The 20,485-nt window shown below is 75.1% G+C and carries 14 protein-coding genes and 1 pseudogene; 3 read left to right on the top strand and 12 right to left on the bottom strand.

The genetic code is table 11. From position 1 onward, the window contains the following. Positions 1-68: 68 nt before the first annotated feature. The 8 genes and pseudogenes from M6G08_RS22780 to bdeA all read right to left on the bottom strand — a co-directional run bounded on the left by M6G08_RS22780 (position 69) and on the right by bdeA (position 12,050). Positions 69-1,349, bottom strand: coding sequence for an ABC transporter substrate-binding protein (locus tag M6G08_RS22780; RefSeq protein WP_272589013.1), 1,281 nt, complete (start codon positions 1,347-1,349; stop codon positions 69-71). Beyond that, complete coding sequence (locus M6G08_RS22775; protein WP_272591407.1) at positions 1,346-2,473, bottom strand: branched-chain amino acid ABC transporter permease; 1,128 nt, start codon at positions 2,471-2,473, stop codon at positions 1,346-1,348. Before M6G08_RS22775 ends, M6G08_RS22780 begins: the two co-directional genes overlap by 4 nt. Positions 2,474-2,528: 55 nt before the next feature. Then, positions 2,529-3,428, bottom strand: a complete 900-nt coding sequence (locus M6G08_RS22770) for a branched-chain amino acid ABC transporter permease (protein WP_272589012.1) — start codon at positions 3,426-3,428, stop codon at positions 2,529-2,531. Then, positions 3,425-4,226 (bottom strand): annotated as a pseudogene (locus M6G08_RS22765) (ABC transporter ATP-binding protein). The gene M6G08_RS22770 and the pseudogene M6G08_RS22765 overlap by 4 nt, the downstream one beginning before the upstream one ends. Further along, on the bottom strand, positions 4,223-5,086 hold the full coding sequence (locus M6G08_RS22760) for an ABC transporter ATP-binding protein (RefSeq protein ID WP_272589011.1): 864 nt from the start codon (positions 5,084-5,086) through the stop codon (positions 4,223-4,225). Before M6G08_RS22760 ends, M6G08_RS22765 begins: the two are co-directional and overlap by 4 nt. A gap of 1,101 nt (positions 5,087-6,187) precedes the next feature. Then, positions 6,188-7,474 carry a PucR family transcriptional regulator gene (locus M6G08_RS22755; RefSeq protein ID WP_272589010.1) on the bottom strand — a complete coding sequence of 429 codons (1,287 nt, stop codon included), beginning with the start codon at positions 7,472-7,474 and terminating at the stop codon, positions 6,188-6,190. Positions 7,475-7,592: 118 nt separating this feature from the next. After that, complete coding sequence (locus tag M6G08_RS22750; RefSeq protein ID WP_272589009.1) at positions 7,593-10,907, bottom strand: helix-turn-helix transcriptional regulator; 3,315 nt, start codon at positions 10,905-10,907, stop codon at positions 7,593-7,595. 219 nt (positions 10,908-11,126) lie between these two features. After that, the gene (bdeA, locus tag M6G08_RS22745) at positions 11,127-12,050 is read right to left on the bottom strand and encodes a bis(hydroxyethyl) terephthalate hydrolase (RefSeq protein WP_272589008.1); all 924 of its coding nucleotides are present in this window, start codon (positions 12,048-12,050) and stop codon (positions 11,127-11,129) included. A 318-nt stretch (positions 12,051-12,368) separates the two neighbouring features. Here bdeA and M6G08_RS22740 point away from each other — a divergent pair, with 318 nt between their 5' ends. From M6G08_RS22740 to M6G08_RS22730, 3 genes are all read left to right on the top strand, one after another. After that, positions 12,369-13,253 (top strand): Gfo/Idh/MocA family protein, encoded by an 885-nt coding sequence (locus tag M6G08_RS22740; RefSeq protein WP_272589007.1) that lies wholly within the window; start codon positions 12,369-12,371, stop codon positions 13,251-13,253. A gap of 291 nt (positions 13,254-13,544) precedes the next feature. Continuing rightward, positions 13,545-14,654 carry a PP2C family protein-serine/threonine phosphatase gene (locus M6G08_RS22735; RefSeq protein ID WP_272589006.1) on the top strand — a complete coding sequence of 370 codons (1,110 nt, stop codon included), beginning with the start codon at positions 13,545-13,547 and terminating at the stop codon, positions 14,652-14,654. Positions 14,655-14,781: 127 nt separating this feature from the next. Beyond that, positions 14,782-15,003: a hypothetical protein gene (locus M6G08_RS22730; RefSeq protein ID WP_073728736.1), complete on the top strand. Its 222-nt coding sequence runs from the start codon at positions 14,782-14,784 to the stop codon at positions 15,001-15,003. A gap of 104 nt (positions 15,004-15,107) precedes the next feature. On the opposite strand, the gene M6G08_RS22725 is transcribed toward M6G08_RS22730, so the two are convergent. The 4 genes from M6G08_RS22725 to M6G08_RS22710 form a co-directional block, all read right to left on the bottom strand. Then, complete coding sequence (locus tag M6G08_RS22725) at positions 15,108-15,611, bottom strand: DUF5709 domain-containing protein (protein ID WP_272589005.1); 504 nt, start codon at positions 15,609-15,611, stop codon at positions 15,108-15,110. 97 nt (positions 15,612-15,708) lie between these two features. Further along, on the bottom strand, positions 15,709-17,187 hold the full coding sequence (locus M6G08_RS22720; RefSeq protein WP_272589004.1) for a hypothetical protein: 1,479 nt from the start codon (positions 17,185-17,187) through the stop codon (positions 15,709-15,711). Between the two features lie 179 nt (positions 17,188-17,366). After that, positions 17,367-19,721, bottom strand: coding sequence for a glycoside hydrolase family 65 protein (locus tag M6G08_RS22715; RefSeq protein WP_272589003.1), 2,355 nt, complete (start codon positions 19,719-19,721; stop codon positions 17,367-17,369). Continuing rightward, positions 19,718-20,458 (bottom strand): HAD family hydrolase, encoded by a 741-nt coding sequence (locus tag M6G08_RS22710; RefSeq protein ID WP_272589002.1) that lies wholly within the window; start codon positions 20,456-20,458, stop codon positions 19,718-19,720. Before M6G08_RS22710 ends, M6G08_RS22715 begins: the two co-directional genes overlap by 4 nt. Positions 20,459-20,485: the final 27 nt, after the last annotated feature.

The raw sequence follows: 20,485 nt of genomic DNA, 5'->3' as shown, positions 1-20,485 counted from the left end.
CCAGTGCGCGGACCGGGCGGCCGCCAAAGCGCCTGTCGGGCAGGCGCGTTGACGGCCGCTCACGCCGGTCAGCCGCGCGCGGCCAGGTACGCGTCGACGCCGGGCGCCTTGTGGGCGTCCTCCACGCCGACCAGGCCGCCGACCGCCTTGGCGTCGGGCTTGAGCACGTAGGTGGACCGGCTGGCCGGCTCGGTCACGAAGGTGAAGTTCTGCGGGGTGCCGAGGCCGGTGTCGGCGTTCTTCTGCGAGCGGTGCGCCTTCACCACCGCCTCGCGGGTCAGGCTGCCGCCCTCACAGGCCTTCTTCAGGTCGGCGCCGATCAGCTGGGCGGCGTTGTACCCGGAGAGCACACCCGAGTCCACCGGCTCCCCGGGGTACTTCTTCGAGTAGGAGGCGACCATCTTCTTGACGCCCGGCAGGTCGGAGCTGACCGCGGGTGCGGCGCTGACGACGTGGACCATGGCCTCCAGGGCCGGTGCCGCCGGGGTCTTCATCAGCTGCGGGGAGTATCCGGGAGCGCTGGAGACGATCGGCACCTTCAGGCCCCGGGCGGCGGCGACGCCGGCGAGGGACGCGGTCTGGGCGGGACCCGCGCTGATCAGGACGGCCTTCACCCCGGCGTTGCTCAGCGCGGAGACCTGCGCGGTCAGGTCGGTGTCCGTCGCCTTGATCTTCTGGCCGACGACCTTGATCCCGGCCTGCTCGGCGGCCCACTCGGAACCCTCCAGCGCGTTGGCGCCGTAGTCCCCCTCGAAGTACACGTGGCCGATCGTGTCGCCCTTGGCGATCTTCTTGGTACGGGTCAGGAAGTCGACTGCCGCGATCATGTCGAGGTCGTAGGTGGTGCCGAGGACCTGGACGGCGTCCTTGCCGAGCAGGGAGGCGGCCCAGGCCTGCGGGAAGGTCAGCATGCCGTCCCGCTCGATGTCGTCGAGCAGCGCCGCGACCACCGGTGACCCGATGACCTGGGGCAGGGCGACGACGTCCGGGGCGATGTCGGCGTAGGCGGTCACCGCCTTCTGCACGTCGTAGCCGTGGTCCTTGACGACGATCTCGACCTCGCGTCCGCAGATGCCGCCCGCCGCGTTGGTCTCGTCGGCCCACATCTGCTGGGCCTGCACGATGGACTTGCCGAGGGTGGCGTAGGGGCCGGTGAGGTCGGTCAGCGCGCCGAGCCTGATGGCCTTCTCGCTGACTCCGGGGCCGGCCTTGACGCCGTCGGCGGCTTCGTCGGTGCCCCCGCCCTCCGCCTTGGAGCTGCATGCGGTGCCCGCGAGCAGCACGGCGGCCAGTGCCGCGGCCAGGGCGGCGGTCCGGGTGGTGCGGGGCCTGGGGTGCGTGACGTTCACGGGGTGTGCTCCTTGGCTCGTGCGGATGTTGCTGTGGTCGCGGAGGTGGCGGTGGTCGCGGTGGCCGCGGCGTCTTGGGTGGCTGCCGTGGTGGCGGAGGAGGGACCGGGCGGTCGGCGGCGCAGGCGGGCGCGGGTCCGGCGGGCCAGTCCGTGCAGGCCGTCGGGGGCGTAGAGCAGGATGACGACGATCGCGGCGCCGTACAGGTAGCGGGCGGCCTCGGTCGGGCCGATCGAGCCGTCGCCGGAGCCCGGCGTCGCCACCAGCGGCAACTGGTCGGCGTAGCGCGTCATCAGCAGCGGCAGGGCGGTGACGAAGACGGCTCCGGCGGTGGCGCCGGCCACCGAGCCGAGACCGCCGATGACGATCATGGCGAGGTAGTCGACGGAGAGGAGGAGCGAGAAGTAGTCGGGCACGACACGGCGGAAGGAGAGCGCGAGCAGGACGCCGGCGAGGCCCGCGTACATCGAGGAGACGACGAACGCCGCCGAGCGGTACCGAGCCACGGGCACGCCCATCACGGACGCCGCGGTCTCGCTGTCGCGCAGCGCGGACAGGGCGCGTCCTGGCCGCCCGCGCAGCACTCCGCGCGCGGTGAACCAGGTGAGGGCGAACAGGGCGAGGCCCAGGTACCAGAGCCGTTCCTCGGCTCCGAACGGCACGCCCAGGACCGTCAGTCCGGGGTCGGTCTCGGCGAAGGCGAAGCCGCCGATCTCCAGCGGCGGCACCGAGCGGCCGTTGAAGCCGCCGGTGACGGAGTCCGCGGTGAGCAGGACGTGGTGGCCGAGGAAGACCAGGGCGAGGGTGGCCACACCGAGGTAGACGCCCTTGACCCGGCCGGCGACGGGGCTGAACAGGCCGCCCGCGGCCCCGGCGAGCAGCACGGCGAGGACGGCGGCGAGGAGGGGCGGCAGTCCCGGTCCGGGCTCGCCCGCCAGCCATACGTAGCCGTAGGCGCCGACGGCCAGGAAGAAGGCGTGCCCGAGGGAGAGCTGCCCCGCGGTGCCACTGAGCAGGCTGAGCCCGACGGCGCCGATCGCCGCGGCCATGGAGAACAGGCCGATGCGCAGCCAGAAGGCGTCCAGGTAGAAGGGCAGGGCGCACAGGAGGAGCGCGGCGAGCAGGAGCCTGCCGGGCTTGAGGAGGCGTCCGTCGAGAAGGCTGTTCGGCTTGCGGAGGTCAGACACGGGCCGCTCCCTTCGCCGCGAAGAGCCCGGCGGGGCGCACCAGGAGGACCAGTACCATGACGGCGTACGGGGCCACGTCGCCGAAGCCCTCGCCGAGGACGTGCAGGTCGGACTGGTAGCCGGCGACGAAGGCCTCGGTGAGGCCGATCAGCATGCTGCCGACCAGGGCGCCGACCGGGGAGGCCATGCCGCCGAGGATGGCGGCCGGGAAGGCCTTGAGGGCGATCTGCCCGGTGGTGCGTTCCAGTCCCGGCGCCGGGAAGGCGACCAGGAAGACCGCGGCGAGCGCGGCCAGTCCGCCGGCCAGGCACCAGGCGGCGGTGCGTACGCGGGTCAGCCGTACGCCCATGAGTGCGGCTGCCTCGCGGTCCTCGGCCGCCGCGCGCAGCGACAGGCCCCAGGGGGTGAACCGGAAGAGGGCGAAGGCGCCGCCGATGGCCGCGGCGGACACCAGGATCGCGGCGATGCGGCTGTCGGCGACGGTCACCGGGCCGAGGTCGCTCACCGCGTTGCCCCAGGGGTCGCCGAGCGGCAGCAGGTCGCCGCCGATCCGCCGGGCCAGGTCGGTCACCAGGATGATGTCGATGCCGATGGTGACGATGGTCTGCACGTGGGCGGCGTGCGGGTCGGTACCGCCGACCCGCTGCAGCACCAGCCGGTCCAGCGCGCCCGCCACGGCCGCCGTCACGACGACGGCCAGGGCCAGCGCCCCGGCGAATCCGAGGTCGTCGTGGAGGACGGCGACGAGGTAGCCGCCGAGCAGCAGCAGCGAGCCGTGGGTGAAGCTCAGGACGCCGGAGGCTTTGAAGATGGTGACGAAGCCGAGGGCGATCAGGGCGTAGACGGAGCCCAGGGACAGGCCGTTGAGGAGGGCGTCGAGGAAGCCGGTCATGCCGCGTCCTCCCCGGGGGGCGCCGGTGCCGAGGTAGGCGCGCAGTACCTCGGGGTCGCGCCGGACCTCGTCGGGGGTGCCGTGGGCGATGGCCCTGCCGAAGTCGAGGACGGTGACCTCGTCGGCGAGGCGCATGACCAGGCCCATGTCGTGCTCGACCAGCACGAGGGACAGGCCGAGTTCGGCGCGGATCTCCCGGACGACCTCGGTCATCCGGACACGTTCGGCGGCGTTCATGCCGGCCACCGGTTCGTCGAGCAGCAGTACACGGGGCTCCAGACAGAGGGCACGGGCGAGTTCGACGCGCTTGCGGTCGCCGTACGACAGCAGGGACACCGGCGAGTCGAAGTGGGGGCCGAGGCCGGTGAGTTCGGCGATCTCCCGGGCCTTGGCGAGGTGGGCGCGCTGTTCGCGTACGGCGCTGGGCAGACGCAGGGCGCTGGCGGCGAAACCGGCGCGGGACAGGGCGTGTCGGCCGAGCATCAGGTTGTCGGCGACGGTGCCCTGGGTGGTGACGATGTTCTGGAAGGTACGGGCCACCCCGAGGAGGGCGATCCGGTGCGGGGCGAGCCGGGTCAGTTCGGCCTCGCCGAGGCGAACGGTGCCGGCGCTGGGCCGGTACAGGCCGGACAGGACGTTGAAGCAGGTGGACTTGCCCGCGCCGTTGGGACCGATGACGGCGTGCACGGTGCCCGGGGCGACGGTGAAGGAGACGTCGTCGAGGGCGACGAGCCCGGCGAAGCGCACGGTCACGTCGCGGACCTCGAGCGCCGGTGGTGCGGCGGTGCGGGTGGTCACGCGGCCCCCTTGCCGTTGGTCTCAGCGGCGGCCTCGGTGTCGTCCGTGGCCTCGGCGTTCTCGGCGTTCTCGGCGGTCTCGGTGTCCTCGGCGGTCTCGGTGTCCTCGCCGAGGTAGAGGCGGCGTACGGCGTCCGTCCGGGCGAGTTCGGCGGCGGGACCGGACAGCCGGATCTCGCCGACCTCCAGGACGTGGGCGTGCTCGGCCAGGGAGAGCGCCATGCCGGCGTTCTGTTCGACGAGGAGTACGGCGGTGCCCTGGGCGTTGATCTCGCGGACGACCTCGGCGATGCGGTCCACCATCAGCGGGGCGAGGCCGAGGGAGGGCTCGTCCAGCAGGAGCATGCGGGGCGCGGCCATCAGGGCGCGGCCGATGGCCAGCATCTGCTGCTCCCCGCCGGACAGCAGGCCGGCGGCCTGGCGGGTGCGCTCGGCGAGCCGCGGGAAGAGGGTGAAGACCCGCTCCCGGGCTTCGCGGACCTGGGCCGGGGCGCGCCGGTTCAGGCCGAGTCCCCCGGCCCGCAGGTTCTCGTCGACGCTGAGTCCGGCGAACACCCGCCTGCCCTCGGGCACCTGGACGACTCCGGCGCGTACGGCGGCGACCGGGTCCCGGCCGTCCAGGGCCGTGTCGCCGTAGCGGACGCGGCCGGCCGTGATCGCGCCGCGGTGCAGGCGCAGGGTGCCCGACACGGCCCGCAGCAGCGTCGTCTTGCCGGCGCCGTTGGCGCCGAGCAGTGCGACGACACCGCCGTGCGGGACGGTCAGGGACACGGAACGGAGGGCGGACAGGGCGCGACCGTACGTCACGTCGAGGCTCTCGACGTGCAGCGCGGGCTCGCCGTCCGGTGGTGCTGCGGGCATCGCGGCTCCTTGGGACCGTGCCGGGGCCGGCACGGTGACGGCTGAAGGGGGGAGCTCACGACAGCACGGGCCCGGGTGCCCGTACAGGGGTTGCCGGCCGGGTCGCTGCGGCGTCCCAGTCCGGGGGTGGAGAGTCTGTGCGGGTGCCCAGGGCGGGCCGGCACTGGTGGTGGCGGAGTGGGCGGGGACGCGGGTTTCCTCGGGGTGGGGCGGGCTGCGCGATACGCGGGGGCGCTGCCGCCGGGCCGGGCGGCAGGGGCGGGGTGGTGCGGCTTTGGTCCCGCCGGGCGCGTTGCGGGTACGTTGCGGGTCCGCGCCGAGGACCTGCTGCGGGGCCGGTCACCGTGCCGTCTCGGCCGACGCCGACAGCGCCCCCGACGCCCGCCGCCCCCGACGCCCGCCGCGCCCGCGACCGCCAGCAGCCCGGGGCCAGGGGACCGAGCCGCGGTGCGGTGCGGTGCGGCGCGTGGTGTGCTGTGCCGACCTGGGCCTCCGGGCCAGACAGCGCCGGGCCAAGTCGTGCTGTGCCGCGCCGCGCCAGATCGACCGAGACCGAGCCGCGCCGCGTAGCGCTCAGCCAGACCGCGTCCTGCCAGGTGGCGCTGGGCGGGGCCGAGCCTGACCGATGGCGCCCCGGCCGCTCCTGACCAGGCCGGACCAGGCCGGACTAGCCGCGCTGTGCCGGGCCAGGTCGTGCTGTGTCGCGCCGCGCCAGATCGACCGAGACCGAGCCGCGCCGCTTCTGACCGCTCCTGGTCGCTCCTGGTCGCTCCTGGTCGCTCCTGGTCGGACCGAAACGAGGCCGAGCCGCGCCGCGTAGCGCTCAGCCAGACCGCGTCCTGCCAGGTGGCGCTGGGCGGGGCCGAACCTGACCGATGGCGCCCCGGCCGCTCCTGACCAGACCGGATCAGGCCTAGCCGCGCTGTGCCGTGCCGGGCCCGGATCGTGTCGTGCCTGGCCCAGACCGACCCGGACCGGGCGGGGCCGGGCCGGTCTGGCCGCTCCCGACCGGACCGGACCAGGCCGCGCTGTGCCGTGCCGAATCGCGCCTCAGCCGGGCGGGCTGTGCGCGGCGCGGCCCGTGTGGCGTCCGCGTGCTCCTCAGTCGCGCAGGACCCGCCGGGCGGTCAGCGCCAGGCTGATCTCCACCACGTCGGCCGGGCGGGCCAGCGAGCGGCCGGTGAGCTGCTCGCAGCGGCGGAGGCGGTTGAGGACCGTGTTGCGGTGGCAGTAGAGGCGTTCGCCGGCCCGTTGCGCGGAGCCGTCGCAGTCGAGCCAAGTGGTGAGGGTGTCCAGCAGCACCTCGCGGTCGGCGGGCTCCAGCCGCAGCAGCGGACCGAGCACCCGTTCGGCGAGGGCGCCGCCGAGTTCTGGGCTGGAGGCGACGAGGGCGGCGGGGAGGTGCTCGGCCAGTCTCACCGTGCCGCCGGTCTGCGGGCATATCTCCAGGGCGGTGTCCGCGAACCGGCGGGCGTCACCGACCGAGGCCAATCCGTCGACCGCGCTGCCGATGCCGATCCGGACGCCGTGGACCGGGGCGTACGCCCCGCCCGCGGGCACCGACGGCTCCAGGAACCCTTCCTCGTCGTCCGCGTCGGCCAGGACGATGCCGTAGTCGACGTCCGCCCCCGCGTGCCAGTGGACGCGGGCGCCCGGCGCTACGGCGGCGCGGGCGGCGTCCGACCGGGTGGGGCGCGCGCCGGTGACGGCGACGACGACGTACCGGCCGTGTTCCGGCAGGCCCAGGGCCTGGGCGGCCTCGGGCAGGTCGGCGATGCGGCTGGTGCCGTCGAGCAGGCCCGCCGCCAGCAGCCGGGCCCGGTTCTCACGGAGCCGGCCGATCCGCCACTCGGTCTGCCGGTAGGCGTCGGCGACGAGGGTGCAGTGCTCGTCGACGAAGTTCCACACGTCGGCGGCCACATGGACGAGCAGGCGCACGTCCTCGGGCGCGGTACGGGAGGTCTCCTCGACCAGCCGCTGCCACACCAGCGAGCCGCCGAGGCGGAAGGCGTGCAGCAGGGCGTCGAGCGGGAGGCCCTGCTCGGCGCGGGTGGCGCCGATCCGCCAGGTGCAGCGGTGGGCCGCGTCCCGGGAGCCGCGGGGGTCCAGGAGTGAGGCCACGCTGTGCCGCAGGGAGCGGTGGACCTCCTGCCAGGTGGCCGTCGGGTCCTTGGTGAAGGCCACGCGGTACGCCGGTTCCTGTTCCCGCAGCAGGGCGGTCAGCCGGTCGGTCAGGTCGGGCAGGTCGTCGAGCAGGGCGCGGGCGGCCCGGTGCAGGACCCGCAACGCGTCGGCGTCCATCAACGACGCGACGCTCGGTGTCCGCGGGCGTGGAACGGGCGTCAGTCCGGTGCGGATCGCTGCTCGTGACCGTACGGCGTGCTGCATCGCGGTCCTCCCCCAGGCCAGGGCTTACGGAGGTGCCCCGCGGCGGGCCGTCCGCCCGTGCCGGGCATGCCCCCTGACTCGTCCTGCCCCGAAGGATGGCATACCGTCCGGTCGGTCCCTAGGGTTGTGCACCGGTCTTTTCAGACCTTCCGGCCGCTTGGGCCCGTTCGGCGTGCTCCACCATGCGGGCCAGTTCCAGGCGGGACCGTACGCCGAGCGCGGCGAAGACCTTGCGGAGGTGGTAGTCGACGGTGCGGGTGCTCACCGCGAGGGTGAGCGCGACCTCCCGGTTGGTGGCGCCCTCGGCGACGTGCCGGGCGATGCGCAGTTGCTGCGGCGTCAGGCGGGTCAGCGGTCCGGCCTCCCGGGTCCGCGGCGCGGCCCCGAGCGCGCGCAGCTCCGCGCTGGCCTGCGCCGCCCAGGCCCCCGCGCCGCACCGGTCGAACCCGGCGAGCGCGGTGCCGAGACAGCCGCGGGCCTCGCGGGGTCTGCGCCGCCGGCGCAGCCACTTGCCGTACAGCAGCGCGGTGCGGGCCCGCTCGAAGTCGCCGCCCGCCTCGTCGTGCCGGGCGAGCGCGCGCCGGTAGAGGTCGTCGGCGCGGTCCGGCGGGGCCAGCAGGGCGTGGCAGCGGGCCAGTTGCGCGGCGGCCTGCGGATCGGCGCCGAACGCCGCCCAGCCGGCGAAGTCCGTGAGGACCTCGTGGGTGTCCTCGGGGTGGCCGGCGAGGGCCGCGGCCTCCACGAAGCACGGCACGGCGAGCCGCCACACCGCGAAGTGCCCGCGTCCGGGCCCGGGCAGGACCAGGAGGCCGAGCCGGTCGGCCGCGTCATGGGGGCGGCCCCGGCCCAGGTCGGCGCGGGCCGCCGCCCACTCCGCGAGGGTGGCCGCCTGGGCCAGCCCGTGGCGCCGGGCCGTGGCCAGCGCGGCCGTCACGTGCCTGGCCACCGCCTCCGGCTCCTCCTCGATCGACGCCGCCAGGGCCAGTACGGCCTGGTGGTGGGCCGCGGTGTTGCGCTGCCCGACGCGCAGCGCGGTGCGCAGGCCGTCCTCCGCGTGGACACGCGCCTGGGGGTGTCGGCCGGCGCGCAGTTCGGCGTAGGCGAGGTATTCCAGCGCCTGCGGCACCAACGCGTCCGACCCGGACTGCCGGGCGGCGGCCAGCGCCCGCGCGCCCGCCCGCCGGGCGGCGTCCACGTTCCCGAGCAGCAGGGCGGCGGAGGCGGCCCGCAGCAGCCGCTCGGGCCGGTCGTCGTTCCGGGCCCGCTCCACCACCTGCCCGAGTGCGGGGGCGGCCCGGTCGAGCCGCCCTTCGAGCAGCGCACGCATTCCGGCTCGGTGATCGCGCACGGGGTCGGGTTCCGGGGCGCGCACGTGCGCCCCTCCGGGCCCAGGTCCGGCGGCCGGGTTCGGCCGGGGCTGGACGCCACCGGTGGCGCCACCGCCGTTGCCGCCGGGCGACGGGGCAGTGGGGGGCTGGGCCGTGGGGGGCTGGACCGTGGGGGGCTGTGAGGCCGGAAGGCCATTCAGGTCTGGGGGCTTCACCGGGTTCGAAGAATCACCCAGGACCGGAGCGCCGACCGGCCCAGGAAGCCGACCCTGGACGGACGCCTCAGCCGGACCCGTGAGCTCACCCGGGGCCAGAGGGACGCCCGGGAAAGTAGGGACGCTCGAGCCTGGGGCACCAACCGGGACCGGAGCGCCGACCGGCCCCCGAGACTCACCCGGGACCGGGATGCCGACCGGCCCCCGAGACTCACCCGGGACCGGGGCGCCGACCGGCCCAGGAGGCTGGCCCTGGGCCAACGCCTCAACCCGGCCGGGAGGTTCGGCCGAGGCCGTGGGAGGATCCAGGGCCGTGAGGGCCCCCGACCCTTCGGAGCCGGCCGGGGCCGGAGCGTCGGCCGGTCCGCAGGGCTCGTCCGGGGTCAGGATGCCGGTCGGGGCCGGGGCAGCGTCCGGAACCGATGGCGGGCCGGGCGCCAGGGTGGACAGGCAGGACGGCAGGTCGCCCGCCGCCCAGGCCGCGTCGGCGGCGGCCAGTGCGGCGGTGGCGGCGTCGGCGGGGGCGTCCTCGGCCAGCAGGGTGGCGGCCAGCAGCAGGGACTGGTGGGCGTCGCCGACGGGGCCGTCCCGGAGTTCCGCCAGGCCCCGCACCAGTTCGGCCCGCCCCCGCACCGCGGCCGGTGCGGCGCAGCCGCGGGCCGCCGCCAGCAGGGGACGTGCCCGGTCGGGGCGACCGGCGAGCAGGGCCTGCTCGGCGGCGGCCGTGTACCGCTCCGCCCGGACCGGCGGGTCGGCCGTCAGTTCGGCGGCGCGGGCGTACGCCGTACCGCGCAGCCCGTGGCAGGCAGGTTCCGCTCCGTCCGCGGCGGCCACCGCCAGCCGCTCCGCGAGCCGCACTGCCGGTCCCGGGCCGGGCAGCGACCAGGAGCGGTGCAGCAGCGCCGGCAGCCGGTGGCCGCCGGTCTCCAGTACGTCGGCCAGCGCGCGGTGCGCGGCCCGGCGCCGCTGCGGCGCGGCGGTGACGTGGACGGCCCGGCACAGCAGCGGGCTGTGGAAGCGGAGCCGGTCGCCGGCCCCGGCAAGGAGATCCGGGAGGGGCTCAGGGAGGGGGTCGGCGGTGGGGGCGGGTGCGGTAGCGGCGCGCAGGCGTCGCAGGGCGTCCAGGACCAGGCCGGTGTCCGCGTCCGGGCCGTCCGACGCCCGTACGGCCGCCGCCACCGTCAGCAGCAGGTCGTGGACGTCCGGGGACCGGCCGGACAGCGCCGGGCCGGCCACCGCCGCCAGGGCCCCGGCGTCGGCCAGCGGGTGGGGCAGCGGCCGGTGCCCGCGCAGTTCGGCGGGCGAGAGCCGGCGGACGAGGGCGAGGAGCAGGGCCGGGTTGCCCTCCGCCTCGGCCAGCAGTTGCTCGCGGACGGCCGGGGCGGTGGCGCCGCCGGTCACGTCGTCGAGCAGCGCGTCGGCGTGCGACGGCGCGAGCGGGTCGAGGCGGGCGACGGGGAGGCGGGCGTACTCCGGGGCGACGGCACGGTGTCCGGCGACGGAGAGGAGCAGCGCCACGCGTCCCACGGTGTGCAGGCGTTCGGCCGCGCGGCCGAGGGCGGCTCGGGCCGGCGCTTCCCACAGGTCCGCGTCGTCGGCGCAGACGAGGAGGGGGGCGTCACCGGCCGCCGCCCTCAGGGTGCCGAGCAGTTCCCCGGCGGTGGCGTGCGCGCCGCGGTCCGCACCGGGCCCGAGGTGCAGTACGGGGCCCGCCCGGAAGGAGTGGGCGGCCCACTGGAGGAGGGCGGTCCGGCCGAGCCCGGGTTCGCCGGTCACGACGAGGTGGCCGCTGTGGGTGCGCACCCCGTCCAGCAGGGCCCGCACCGCCTCCCGGTGCGCGCTTCGGCCGTGGATCCGCACGGCCGTACGTACGGTCGTCTCTCCGGTCATCCACGGGAGGTTACGCGTGCGTAACCTGACGCGGAAGCCGTCGGTCCGCCGAGACCCGCCGGGGTGTCGGCCGTGCCACCTGCGGTTGTGCGGCGTACGACCGGAAGGGGCACTGTGCCGCTGCCCAGCGGTCCCGGCCACCGGCCGTGCGGCGGCACAGCGGGCCGGCGGCGGCCGCGACGTGCGCGCGACCGCCGCCGGCCGGTGCCGGGAGGGACGTCAGGAGCCGTGCGGGCAGTTGCCCCGGTACTCCTCGATGGTCAGGCTCGGCCGGGGCAGCGGGCACAGGAACTGCTCGTAGCGGGTGTCGTTGTCGATGAACCGCTTCAGCCAGGAGATGCTGTACTTCGCGATCGTCGTGTTCGACGTGTTCGGCGAGAAGTGGCTGGCGTTGTTCAGCTCCAGGTAGGCGCGGTCCGTTCCGGACGGCAGGCTGGAGTAGAACGGTTCGGAGTGCGAGGAGACGGGCGCGATCGTGTCGCCGTCGGCCCCCACGATCAGGGTCGGCGTGCTGACCTCCGGCCAGCTCTTGTCCAGGTTCCAGGGGGTGAGCGGGATCGCCGCCTGGAGCGAGGGACGGGACTTGGCGGCCTCCAGCGAGCCGCCGCCGCCCATGGAGTGGCCCATGACGCCGAGCCGGCTGCTGTCGATCCGTCCGCGGACGGAGCTGCGCTCGGTCAGGTAGTCCAGGGCGGCCAGCAGCTGGCGGCCGCGGGAGTCGGGCTGGTCCAGCGTGGTGTTGGTGTCGATGGTGAAGACCACGAAGCCCTGCGAGGCCAGCCGCGGGCCCAGCCAGGCGATGGACGACTGGTACGCGGTGAAGCCGGGCGATATGACGACGGCGCCGAAGGTGCCGTCGCTGGTGCTGGTCGGGTAGTAGATGGTGCCGCCGCCGAAGCCGGTGACCCAGAGCGAGGAGACGGTGGTGTCGGCCACGGAGTACGGGCCGCGCAGGGCCTCGATGCTGGACTCGGTGGGCGCCGGGCCGCGCTCGTACGGGTTGTCGGCGGCGGCCTGGGCGCCGGGGCCGGTGAGGGTGGTGAGCGTGACGGCGGCGGCCACGGCGGCCGTGAGTCCGGCGAGCCGCCGGCGGGCACCGCGGAAGGCCGGACGCGCGGCGGGGGTGTGGGGGTTCTGCTGCACGGGGAGTGGTCCTCTCTGTCGTGGCGAGGGGACCGGCCGGTGGTCGCACACGTCCCGGGGCGCGTGGGGTCGCGGCCCAGGACATCCACCGCCGGACGTCGCCGATGAGCTGGCGGTGCCACTGTCGGGGCGGGGTGCGGCCGGGGGGATCGGCTGAATTACCGGTCTTCCGCGACGGGTTCGGGCGCGGGACCGTGGGCTTGCCCGGGCACCCGGTCGGTGTGGCACGCTCGGCGTCGGCCGGGCGGCGCGCGCCGGCCGGTGTGAGGAACGTCAGCGGGCCCGGTACCGGGTCCGGCACGGTGGAGAGGCGACGGTATGCGGATCGGACTGCTCGGCACCGGACCCTGGGCGGACATGGCGCACGCCCCCGCGTTGCGTCTGCACGAGGGCCTGGACTTCGTGGGGGTGTGGGGCCGCCGTCCCGACGCCGCCGGGGAGTTGGCGCGGCGGCACGGCACCAGCGCCTACGACGACCTCGACGCCCTGCTCTCGGACGTGGACGCCGTCGCGGTCGCGCTGCCCCCGGCGGTGCAGGCCGGCATGGCGGTGCGGGCGGCGCGGGCCGGCTGCCACCTGCTGCTCGACAAGCCGCTCGCGGCGACCGTGGCGCAGGGGCGGGCGGTGGTCGAGGCGGCCGGTGAGGCGGGCGTCGCCTCGGTGGTCTTCTTCACCGCCCGGTTCCAGTCGGAGACGGAGGCGTGGATCACCGAACAGGGCGCCGTGGCCGACTGGTTCACGGCGCGGGCGCAGTGGCTCGGGGCGGTGTTCGGCGGGGACAGCCCGTTCGCCGACTCCCCGTGGCGGCGGGAGAAGGGTGCCCTGTGGGACGTGGGGCCGCACGCCCTGTCCGTGCTGCTGCCGGTCCTCGGGGACGTGCGGCGTGTGTCGGCCGCGGCGCCCGGGGCGGGGGACACCGTCCATCTGGTCCTCGACCACTCCGGCGGTGCGTCCAGCACGCTCACGCTCAGCCTGACGGCACCGCCGGCGGCGGCGGGCGCGGCGGTGGAACTGCGCGGCCGGACGGGGGTGACGCTGCTGCCCGAGACGGCGGAGGGGCCGGTGCCGGCGCTGGTGCGGGCCGCGGACGCGCTCCTCGACGCCGCCGAAAGCGGGGAGCCTCACCCGTGCGACGCCCGGTTCGGTCTGCGGGTCACCGAGATCCTCGCCGAGGCGGAAGCCCTGCTGGACGGGCGGCGGTGAACCGGGGTCAGCCGCCCCTCCCCTCCCCCGCGAACGGTTCGTCCCTCCACCTGGACCAGGCCCGTTCGCCCCGGATGCGCAGTAGGAACTCGGCGACCGCGCCTCACCCCTGACGGCACCGTCGCACCCGTGGCGCTGTCGGACGACGGAGCCGACGGCTACACCGACTGCGCGATCCAGGACACGGCGCCCACCGGCTCCGGCTGACCCTCACCGCGTTCCAGCCACCCCGCGGCAGCCCCGTCCGGGCCCGGCGTGCGGGAGGCTGGGCGGCGTAGGACCGTGGTGGGTGTGCGAAAGGTGCCGGCCCCGCCACCGCGCCGGGGCGAGGAGCGGCGGAGCTGGCTGAGCGGTGCTCCGCCGCCCCGCTGGGTGCGGGTGCTCCCGCCGGTCCTCGTCGGGGTGATCTGCGCGGCGACGCTGCTCAGCGACGACCGGCTCGACATCGGCTTCCTGCTGGGCGCCATCCCGCCGCTGGCCGTCCTGTCGTACGGTCCGCTGGTGACGGCGCTCCTGTGCGGGGCGGTGGTCGCGCTGCTGACCGTCCCGGCCTTCCAGCTCGACCGTCCGGGCGACGCAGACCTGCTGACCGTGGTGTTCGTCTCCGTGCTCAGCGTCTTCGTGTCCTTCGTGCGCAGTCGCCGCGACGCCCAGCTGGACCTGGAGCGCACGGTCGCCGAGGCCGCGCAGCGGGCCGTCGCGCCGCCGTTGCCCGAGCGGGTCGGCGCGGTGCGCTGCGCGGGACTGTACCGGGCGGCCCAGCGCGGCACCCTGGTCGGGGGCGACTTCTTCGACGTACGGGACGGGCCCTTCGGCGTACGGGCCGTGATGGGCGACGTACAGGGCCACGGGCTGTCGGCGGTGTCGACGGTCGCCTCGCTGCTGGGGGCGTTCCGGGAGGCGGTGCTGGACCGGCCGGACCTGGCGTCGGTGGCGGGGCGGCTGGACCGCAGGCTGCTGGTGGACTCCTCGGGCGCGCGGCACGCCGAGCTGTTCGCGACGGCCGCGCTGCTGGAGTTCTCCGCCGACGCGCTGCGGGTGCGCGTCGTGGTGTGCGGCAATCCGCCGCCCTTCCTGCTGCGCGGTGCCCGTGCCACGGAGCTGGAGGTCTCCCCGTGGACGCCGTTGGGGCTCGGGCTGGCGGACGCCGGCGCGATCGAGGCGTGCACGGTGGCGCTGCGCCCCGGGGACCGGCTCTTCCTCGCCTCCGACGGGGTGGTCGAGGCCAGGGACGGCAGCGGCGCCTTCTACCCGCTGGCCGACCGGCTGACCGCGCTCCTCGCCGAACGGGACGCGGATCCCGCCGCGCTCCCGGAGCGTGTCTGGGCCGACCTCGTGCGCTTCTGCCCGGACGTGGAGGACGACGTCACGATGCTCGTTCTCATGCCCTCACCGCCGTGACGGGGTGCGGCGCGTCCGGTTCTCCGGATGCGCGGTCCGCTTCGGCATTGAATGGTGATATCGGGATATTCGGGACCGACAACAGCACGGCACCGAAGCAGCGAACCGGATGCGAGGAGCACTGATCATGTCGACGTCACAGCCCGACGCCTCCCGGCCGTCCGAACCCCGCGCGGGAGACGACCGCGCCACACCGGACGACCTGCTCCACGCCCGCACCGGCACCGACGTGTCCCCCGAGGACGTGGTGCTCGCGGCCGGCCGGGACATCACACCGGCCAACCTCGAATGGGCCCGGCGCAAGCTGGCCGAGGAGGGCCCCGCCGCCCTGGACAAGCTGCTGCCCTGACACCGGGCGGCCGTCGGCCCCCGGCGTCGACCGGGCCGGGCCGGTGTGCGGCGCGCACCGGCCCGGCCCAGTCGACGGGTGTGCCCCTCCGGGTCAGGGGCGGATCAGACGGACCGGCCGGGTCGGACGTCCCCGCCCTCCGGCAGCTCCGTCTCGTCCTCCACCACGTGCACGGCGGCCTCCTCCGCGCCCGCGGCCCCGCCGTCGATGCCGACGTCCTCGGCGACCGTCTCCTTGGTGGTGTCGGCGCGTACGCCCTCGTCCGGGGCGACCAGCCGCCCCGAGCGGTCGGTGCCCGCCTCCGGGTCCACCGGCTCGCCCTCGCCGCCGGGCTGGTCGCCCACGCCGTCCCCGACGGGCCCCGGCTCGTCCGGCACCTCCTGGGAGAGCCGCTGGTCCAGGGTCTCGCCGTCGTGCTGCTCGGCGGCCGTGGTGCCGTACTTGGTCACGCCGAGCGGCTTCTCCGGCGGGGAGTAGCCCTCGTCCAGCGTGTCGTCGTAGGTCCGCTCGTCGACGGCGTCCTGGAGGTCGAGGGGCGCGGCGTCCTCCTGCTCCTCGTTGTTCCCGGTGGGCTGGTAGGCGTCGTCGGCCATCGGGTCCGTGCCCATCGCTGCCTCCCTCTCGCGCTGCGTCGGCATGGTGGTCTCGGTGTCCGGTTCGCGTTTCCCGATACGCGATCTCTAACCCGTTCCGGGAGGGTGGTCTTCACCCGCGCGGCGCGACCCGGACGGTCAGATCGGTGATCCGGTACGGCGTCCAGTCGCGGGCGTAGCCGGGGGTGCCGCCGCCCGGGCCGGTGATGGCGGCGACCGGGAGCCGGCGGGCGGTGTCCACGATCTCGGCGGCGGTGATGTTCTCGTTGTTCCCGCTGGTCGAGCCGGAGGAGCAGCCGGTGTAGTAGCCGATCGGGATGGACTCGTGCCCGGTGATCAGGCAGGGCGGGCGGACCCCGAGCCGGTGCAGTTCGTCGGCGACGTGGGCCCAGTCCTCGCGGCTCGCGACATTGCGGTCCACGGTGCCCTCGACGACGGCGAACTGCACGGCCAGGTGACCGGCGACCGCGAGCGCGACCAGGGGCGCGGCCACCCGCCGCCACCGCCCCCGCGCCGTCCTGACCAGGTGCCACAGCGCGTCGGCGACCGGGATCGCCAGGAGGGCGTAGGCGGGCTGGAGGAAGCGCGGCGCCGCGTAGCCGATCATGAAGAGGTAGGGCGCCGCGGCGGTCACCGCGCAGGCGAACGGGATCAGGGTGCGGGCGGCGCGCCGGGCCCGGACCGCGACGGCGACGCCGAGGACGGCGACGAACGGCAGGACGACCCACCAGGCGGTGACCACCGGGTGGGGCATCGAGCCGGTGCAGGGACGGCACAGGCCCCGGCCGCCCAGGCTGCGCATCTGGTCGTCGACGGCGACGTTCCAGCCGAGGCCGCCCTGGATCTCGGAAGCCCTGGACAGTCGTTCGCCGAGGCCGCCGTACCAGCCGTACGCCTCGATCACCCACTCCACTCCCCCGGCGGCGAGGCCGCCCGCGAGGGCGAGCAGCAGCATCCACCGCCGGCGTACGAGGACCAGGACGAGCAGGGGCACGGTCACCCAGACCGCGTCGGTGGGCCGCATCCACGCCATCAGCGCGGCGCCGGCCACCACGCCCCACAGCGCGGCCCGCCCGGAGCGCCCCTGCCGGTACCGCAGGAAACAGCCCACGCAGATCAGGGCTCCGACCGCGACCCAGTAGTTGGGCATGGCCTGCGGACCGTAGAACAGGGTCACCCACAGGGTGGCGAAGAACGCCCCGGCGGTGGCCAGCACGCGGGCCGGGAACAGCCCCTTCCAGGCGCGCAGGGCGAGGTACAGGCCCACGCCGGACAGCACGGCGAGGTAGACGCGCAGCAGTTCGGTGGAGGCGGACCAGGAGGCGACGGGCGCCACCAGCAGGGAGACGCCCCGGGAGCGCGGTGCGCTGAAGAAGGCGGCCGGATGGTGGGTGGTGACCTGACTGGTGTACACGATCTCGTCCCAGCCGAGGCCCATCCACGGATGGACGAAGATGAGCTGGGCGAGCGTGAACACGGCGGCCACGGCCGCGATCAGGGCGTCGCCGCGCAGGCGTCGCGGGATGCGGGGCGGTGTGGCCCGCTCGCCGCGTCGTCCGCCGGCGAGCACGGCGTTCGCGCCGTCGGTCATCGTGCACCCCTTTGCCCCCGCGCGTCGCGGGGTCGTTCGTCCTGTCCTCACCTCCTGCCGCCACTGGCGGGAGCCCGGAAGTCGGATTACATGGTCAAACTAGTGCGTGTGCCACGGCCGCGCAGGGCGGAACTCGGCCAGCCGCGCGGTTTGCGCCGGTCCCGGCCCCGGTCCGGCGGTCAACGGGCGTTGGGGCGGCGGTGCGGGGGCTGTTCGGGTGTGGGGCGCCGTACGGGCGCGGGGATGGCGCGGGTGACGGGTCCGTCGCCGTTCACGGCCAGCGCCTTGCCGTGGTGATGGATTGTCAGCGGCTCGCCCTGGAGCAGGGTGTACGTCGCCTCGTCGGCGCGGACCTCCACGCGCAGGCACCGGCCGCGGAACTGGAGCCGGAAGGCGAGCCGGCTGAACTTCTCGGGCAGGCGCGGCGTGAACCGCAGGCTGTCACCGTCCCGGCGGGTGCCGCCGAAGCCGGCGACCAGCGCCATCCACGTACCGGCGAGCGAGGCGATGTGGAGCCCGTCGCGGGTGTTGTGCTCCAGGTCCGCGAGGTCCATCAGGGCGGCCTCGGCGGCGTAGTCGTAGGCCAGGCGCAGGTGCCCGGTCTGGGCGGCGACGACGGCCTGGCAGCAGGCGGACAGGGAGGAGTCCCGCACGGTCAGCGGCTCGTAGTAGGCGAAGTTGCGGGCGATCTGGTCCTCGTCGCAGTGGGCGTCGAACCAGCTGCCGCAGGTGTACATCGCCAGCACCAGGTCGGACTGTTTGATCACCTGCTTGCGGTAGAGGTCGAAGTAGGGGAAGTGCAGCATCAGCGGGTACTGGTCGGCGGCGGTGCGGGCGAAGTCCCAGCGCTGGTGGCGGGTGAAGCCGGAGTGCTGCTCGTGGACGCCGATCTCGTCGTTGTAGGGGATGTGCACGGACTCGGCGGCGTCGCGCCAGGCGGCGCTCTCCTCGTCGTCGACGCCGAGCCGGGCCGCGTCGTCGGGGTGGCGTTCGCACACGTCGGCGGCGGCGAGGAGGTTCGAGCGCGCCATGAGGTTGGTGTAGGTGTTGTCGTAGGCGATGGCGCTGTACTCGTCGGGGCCGGTGACGCCGTCGATGTGGAAGACGCCGTGGTGGTCGTGGTGGCCCAGCGAGCGCCAGAGCCGGGCCGTCTCCACCAGGAGTTCGAGGGCGGTGTCGCGTTCGAAGGCGGTGTCGCCGGTCGCCGCCGTGTAGCGCACCGCGGCGTGCGCGATGTCGGCGGCCACGTGGAAGGCGGCGGTGCCGGCCGGCCAGTACGCGGAGCCCTCCGAACCGTCGATGGTCCGCCAGGGGAAGGCGGCGCCGCGCAGCCCGAGCTGGGTGGCGCGGTCCCGGGCGGCGGGCAGGGTGTCCCGGCGCCAGCGCAGCGCCTCGGCGACGGCCCTGGGCTCGGTGTAGGTCAGCACGGGCAGCACGAACATCTCGGTGTCCCAGAACGCGTGCCCGTCGTAGCCGGACCCGGTCAGCCCCTTGGCCGGAATCGCGCGCTGTTCGGCGCGGGCCCCGGCCTGCAGCACGTGGAACAGGGCGAAGCGCACGGCCTGCTGGATCTCCTCGTCGCCGTGCACCTCGACGTCCGCCCGTCCCCAGAAGTCGTCGAGGTAGGAGCGCTGTTCGGCCACCAGGCCGTCCCAGCCGCTGTGCGCGGCGGCGGCCAGCGCGGCCTCGACCTGGTCGCTCATCGCGGGCCGGGAGCGGGCGCCCGACCAGCCGTGGGCGACCGTCTTGCGCACCCTTAGCCGCTGGCCGGGTTCCAGGACGGAGGTGATGGTCAGGCGGGCCACGTCCTCGTTGCTCTCGCTGCTGGTGGTGATCTCCCCCGGGGTGTCGACCTCGTGGTCGGCGGCGACGGCGACCCGCAGGCCGCTGCGCCGGGTCCGGTGGACCAGGCGCAGCCGGGAGCCGACGGCCATGTCCTCCTCGGGTTCCAGCGGGGACCTCAGCGCCTTGGCCGTGCGGGGGTCGCCGTCGGGGTCGGGCAGGCTCTCGTTGGCGACGAGTTCGGACTGGATGACGACCCTGGTCCGGCGGTCGAGGGGCTCCACCTCGTAGGAGACGGCGGCGATGGCCCGCTGGGTGAGCGAGACCAGCCGGGTGGAGCGCACCCGGACGGTGGTGCCCGCCGGGGAGGTCCACTCGCAGGTCCGCTCCAGCACGCCTCGCCTGAGGTCCAGGGTGCGTTCGTGCTTGCCGAGCCGGCCGTAGCGCAGGTCGAAGGGTTCGTCGTCGACCAGCAGGCGCAGCAGTTTGCCGTTGGTGACGTTGATGACCGTCTGGCCGGACTCGGGATAGCCGTAGCCCGCCTCGGCGTAGGGCAGCGGGTGGAGTTCGTAGACGCCGTTGAGGTAGCTGCCGGGCAGGCCGTGCGGTTCGCCCTCGTCGAGGTTGCCGCGCCAGCCGATGTGTCCGTTGGACAGGGCGAAGACGGACTCGCTCTGGGCGAGCAGGTCGAGGTTGAGGGCCGTCTCGCGCACGGACCAGGGTTCGACGCTGTACGTACGGTTGGTGATCACGCCTCGCCTCCCAGCTCGGCCAGGTCCTTGACGACGCGGTCGGCGCCGTGGGCGTAGAGGGCGTCGGTCTGGCCGACGCGGTCGACTCCGACGACGTAGCCGAAGTGCCCGGAGCGTCCCGCGTCCATGCCGGCCAGGGCGTCCTCGAAGACGGCCGCCCGGGACGGCTCGACGCCGAGGTCGCGGGCGGCGGCGAGGAAGGTGTCGGGGCGCGGTTTGCCCGGGAGCTTCCGCTCGCGGGCGACCACGCCGTCGATGCGTACGTCGAACAGGCGCTCGGCGTCGATGGAGCGGAGCACGTCTCGGGTGTTGGCGCTGGAGGAGACGATCGCGGTGGCGAGGCCGGCGGCGCGGACCGCGTCGATGTAGCGCAGCGTGCCGTCGTAGGGTTCGACGCCGTCGGTGCGGATCTTCTCCAGGACCAGTGCGTTCTTGCGGTTGCCGACGCCGTTGACCGTCCGCTCCTCGGGTGGGTCGTCGGGGTCGCCCTCGGGCAGTTCGATGCCGCGGGAGGCGAGGAAGGTGCGCACGCCGTCGGCGCGGGGCCGGCCGTCGACGTACTGGTCGTAGTCGGAGTCGGTGAAGGGCCTGAAGCCCGTGCCGTCGCGCTCGCGCAGGAAGGCGTCGAAGGTCTCCTTCCACGCGGCGGCGTGCACCACGGCCGTCCTGGTGACGACCCCGTCGAGGTCGAAGAGGCAGGCCCGGATGGAGTCGGGAAGTCCCAGCTGCGTCGTCATACCCGACACAGTTCCCCGCCGGGGCGG

The sequence above is a fragment of the Streptomyces sp. M92 genome, from assembly GCF_028473745.1.
Lineage (GTDB): Bacteria > Actinomycetota > Actinomycetes > Streptomycetales > Streptomycetaceae > Streptomyces.
Note: the sequence above shows the minus strand (reverse complement) of the source record. Positions and strands in the feature narration are given on the sequence as shown.

Coding starts and splice junctions, on each gene's coding strand:
- M6G08_RS22750 (WP_272589009.1), bottom strand. CDS start 10,907: ATGACCGGAGAGACGACCGTACGTACGGCCGTGCGGATCCACGGCCGA.
- M6G08_RS22710 (WP_272589002.1), bottom strand. CDS start 20,458: ATGACGACGCAGCTGGGACTTCCCGACTCCATCCGGGCCTGCCTCTTC.
- M6G08_RS22740 (WP_272589007.1), top strand. CDS start 12,369: ATGCGGATCGGACTGCTCGGCACCGGACCCTGGGCGGACATGGCGCAC.
- M6G08_RS22730 (WP_073728736.1), top strand. CDS start 14,782: ATGTCGACGTCACAGCCCGACGCCTCCCGGCCGTCCGAACCCCGCGCG.
- M6G08_RS22755 (WP_272589010.1), bottom strand. CDS start 7,474: ATGCAGCACGCCGTACGGTCACGAGCAGCGATCCGCACCGGACTGACG.
- M6G08_RS22770 (WP_272589012.1), bottom strand. CDS start 3,428: ATGACCGGCTTCCTCGACGCCCTCCTCAACGGCCTGTCCCTGGGCTCC.
- M6G08_RS22760 (WP_272589011.1), bottom strand. CDS start 5,086: ATGCCCGCAGCACCACCGGACGGCGAGCCCGCGCTGCACGTCGAGAGC.
- M6G08_RS22725 (WP_272589005.1), bottom strand. CDS start 15,611: ATGGGCACGGACCCGATGGCCGACGACGCCTACCAGCCCACCGGGAAC.
- M6G08_RS22720 (WP_272589004.1), bottom strand. CDS start 17,187: ATGACCGACGGCGCGAACGCCGTGCTCGCCGGCGGACGACGCGGCGAG.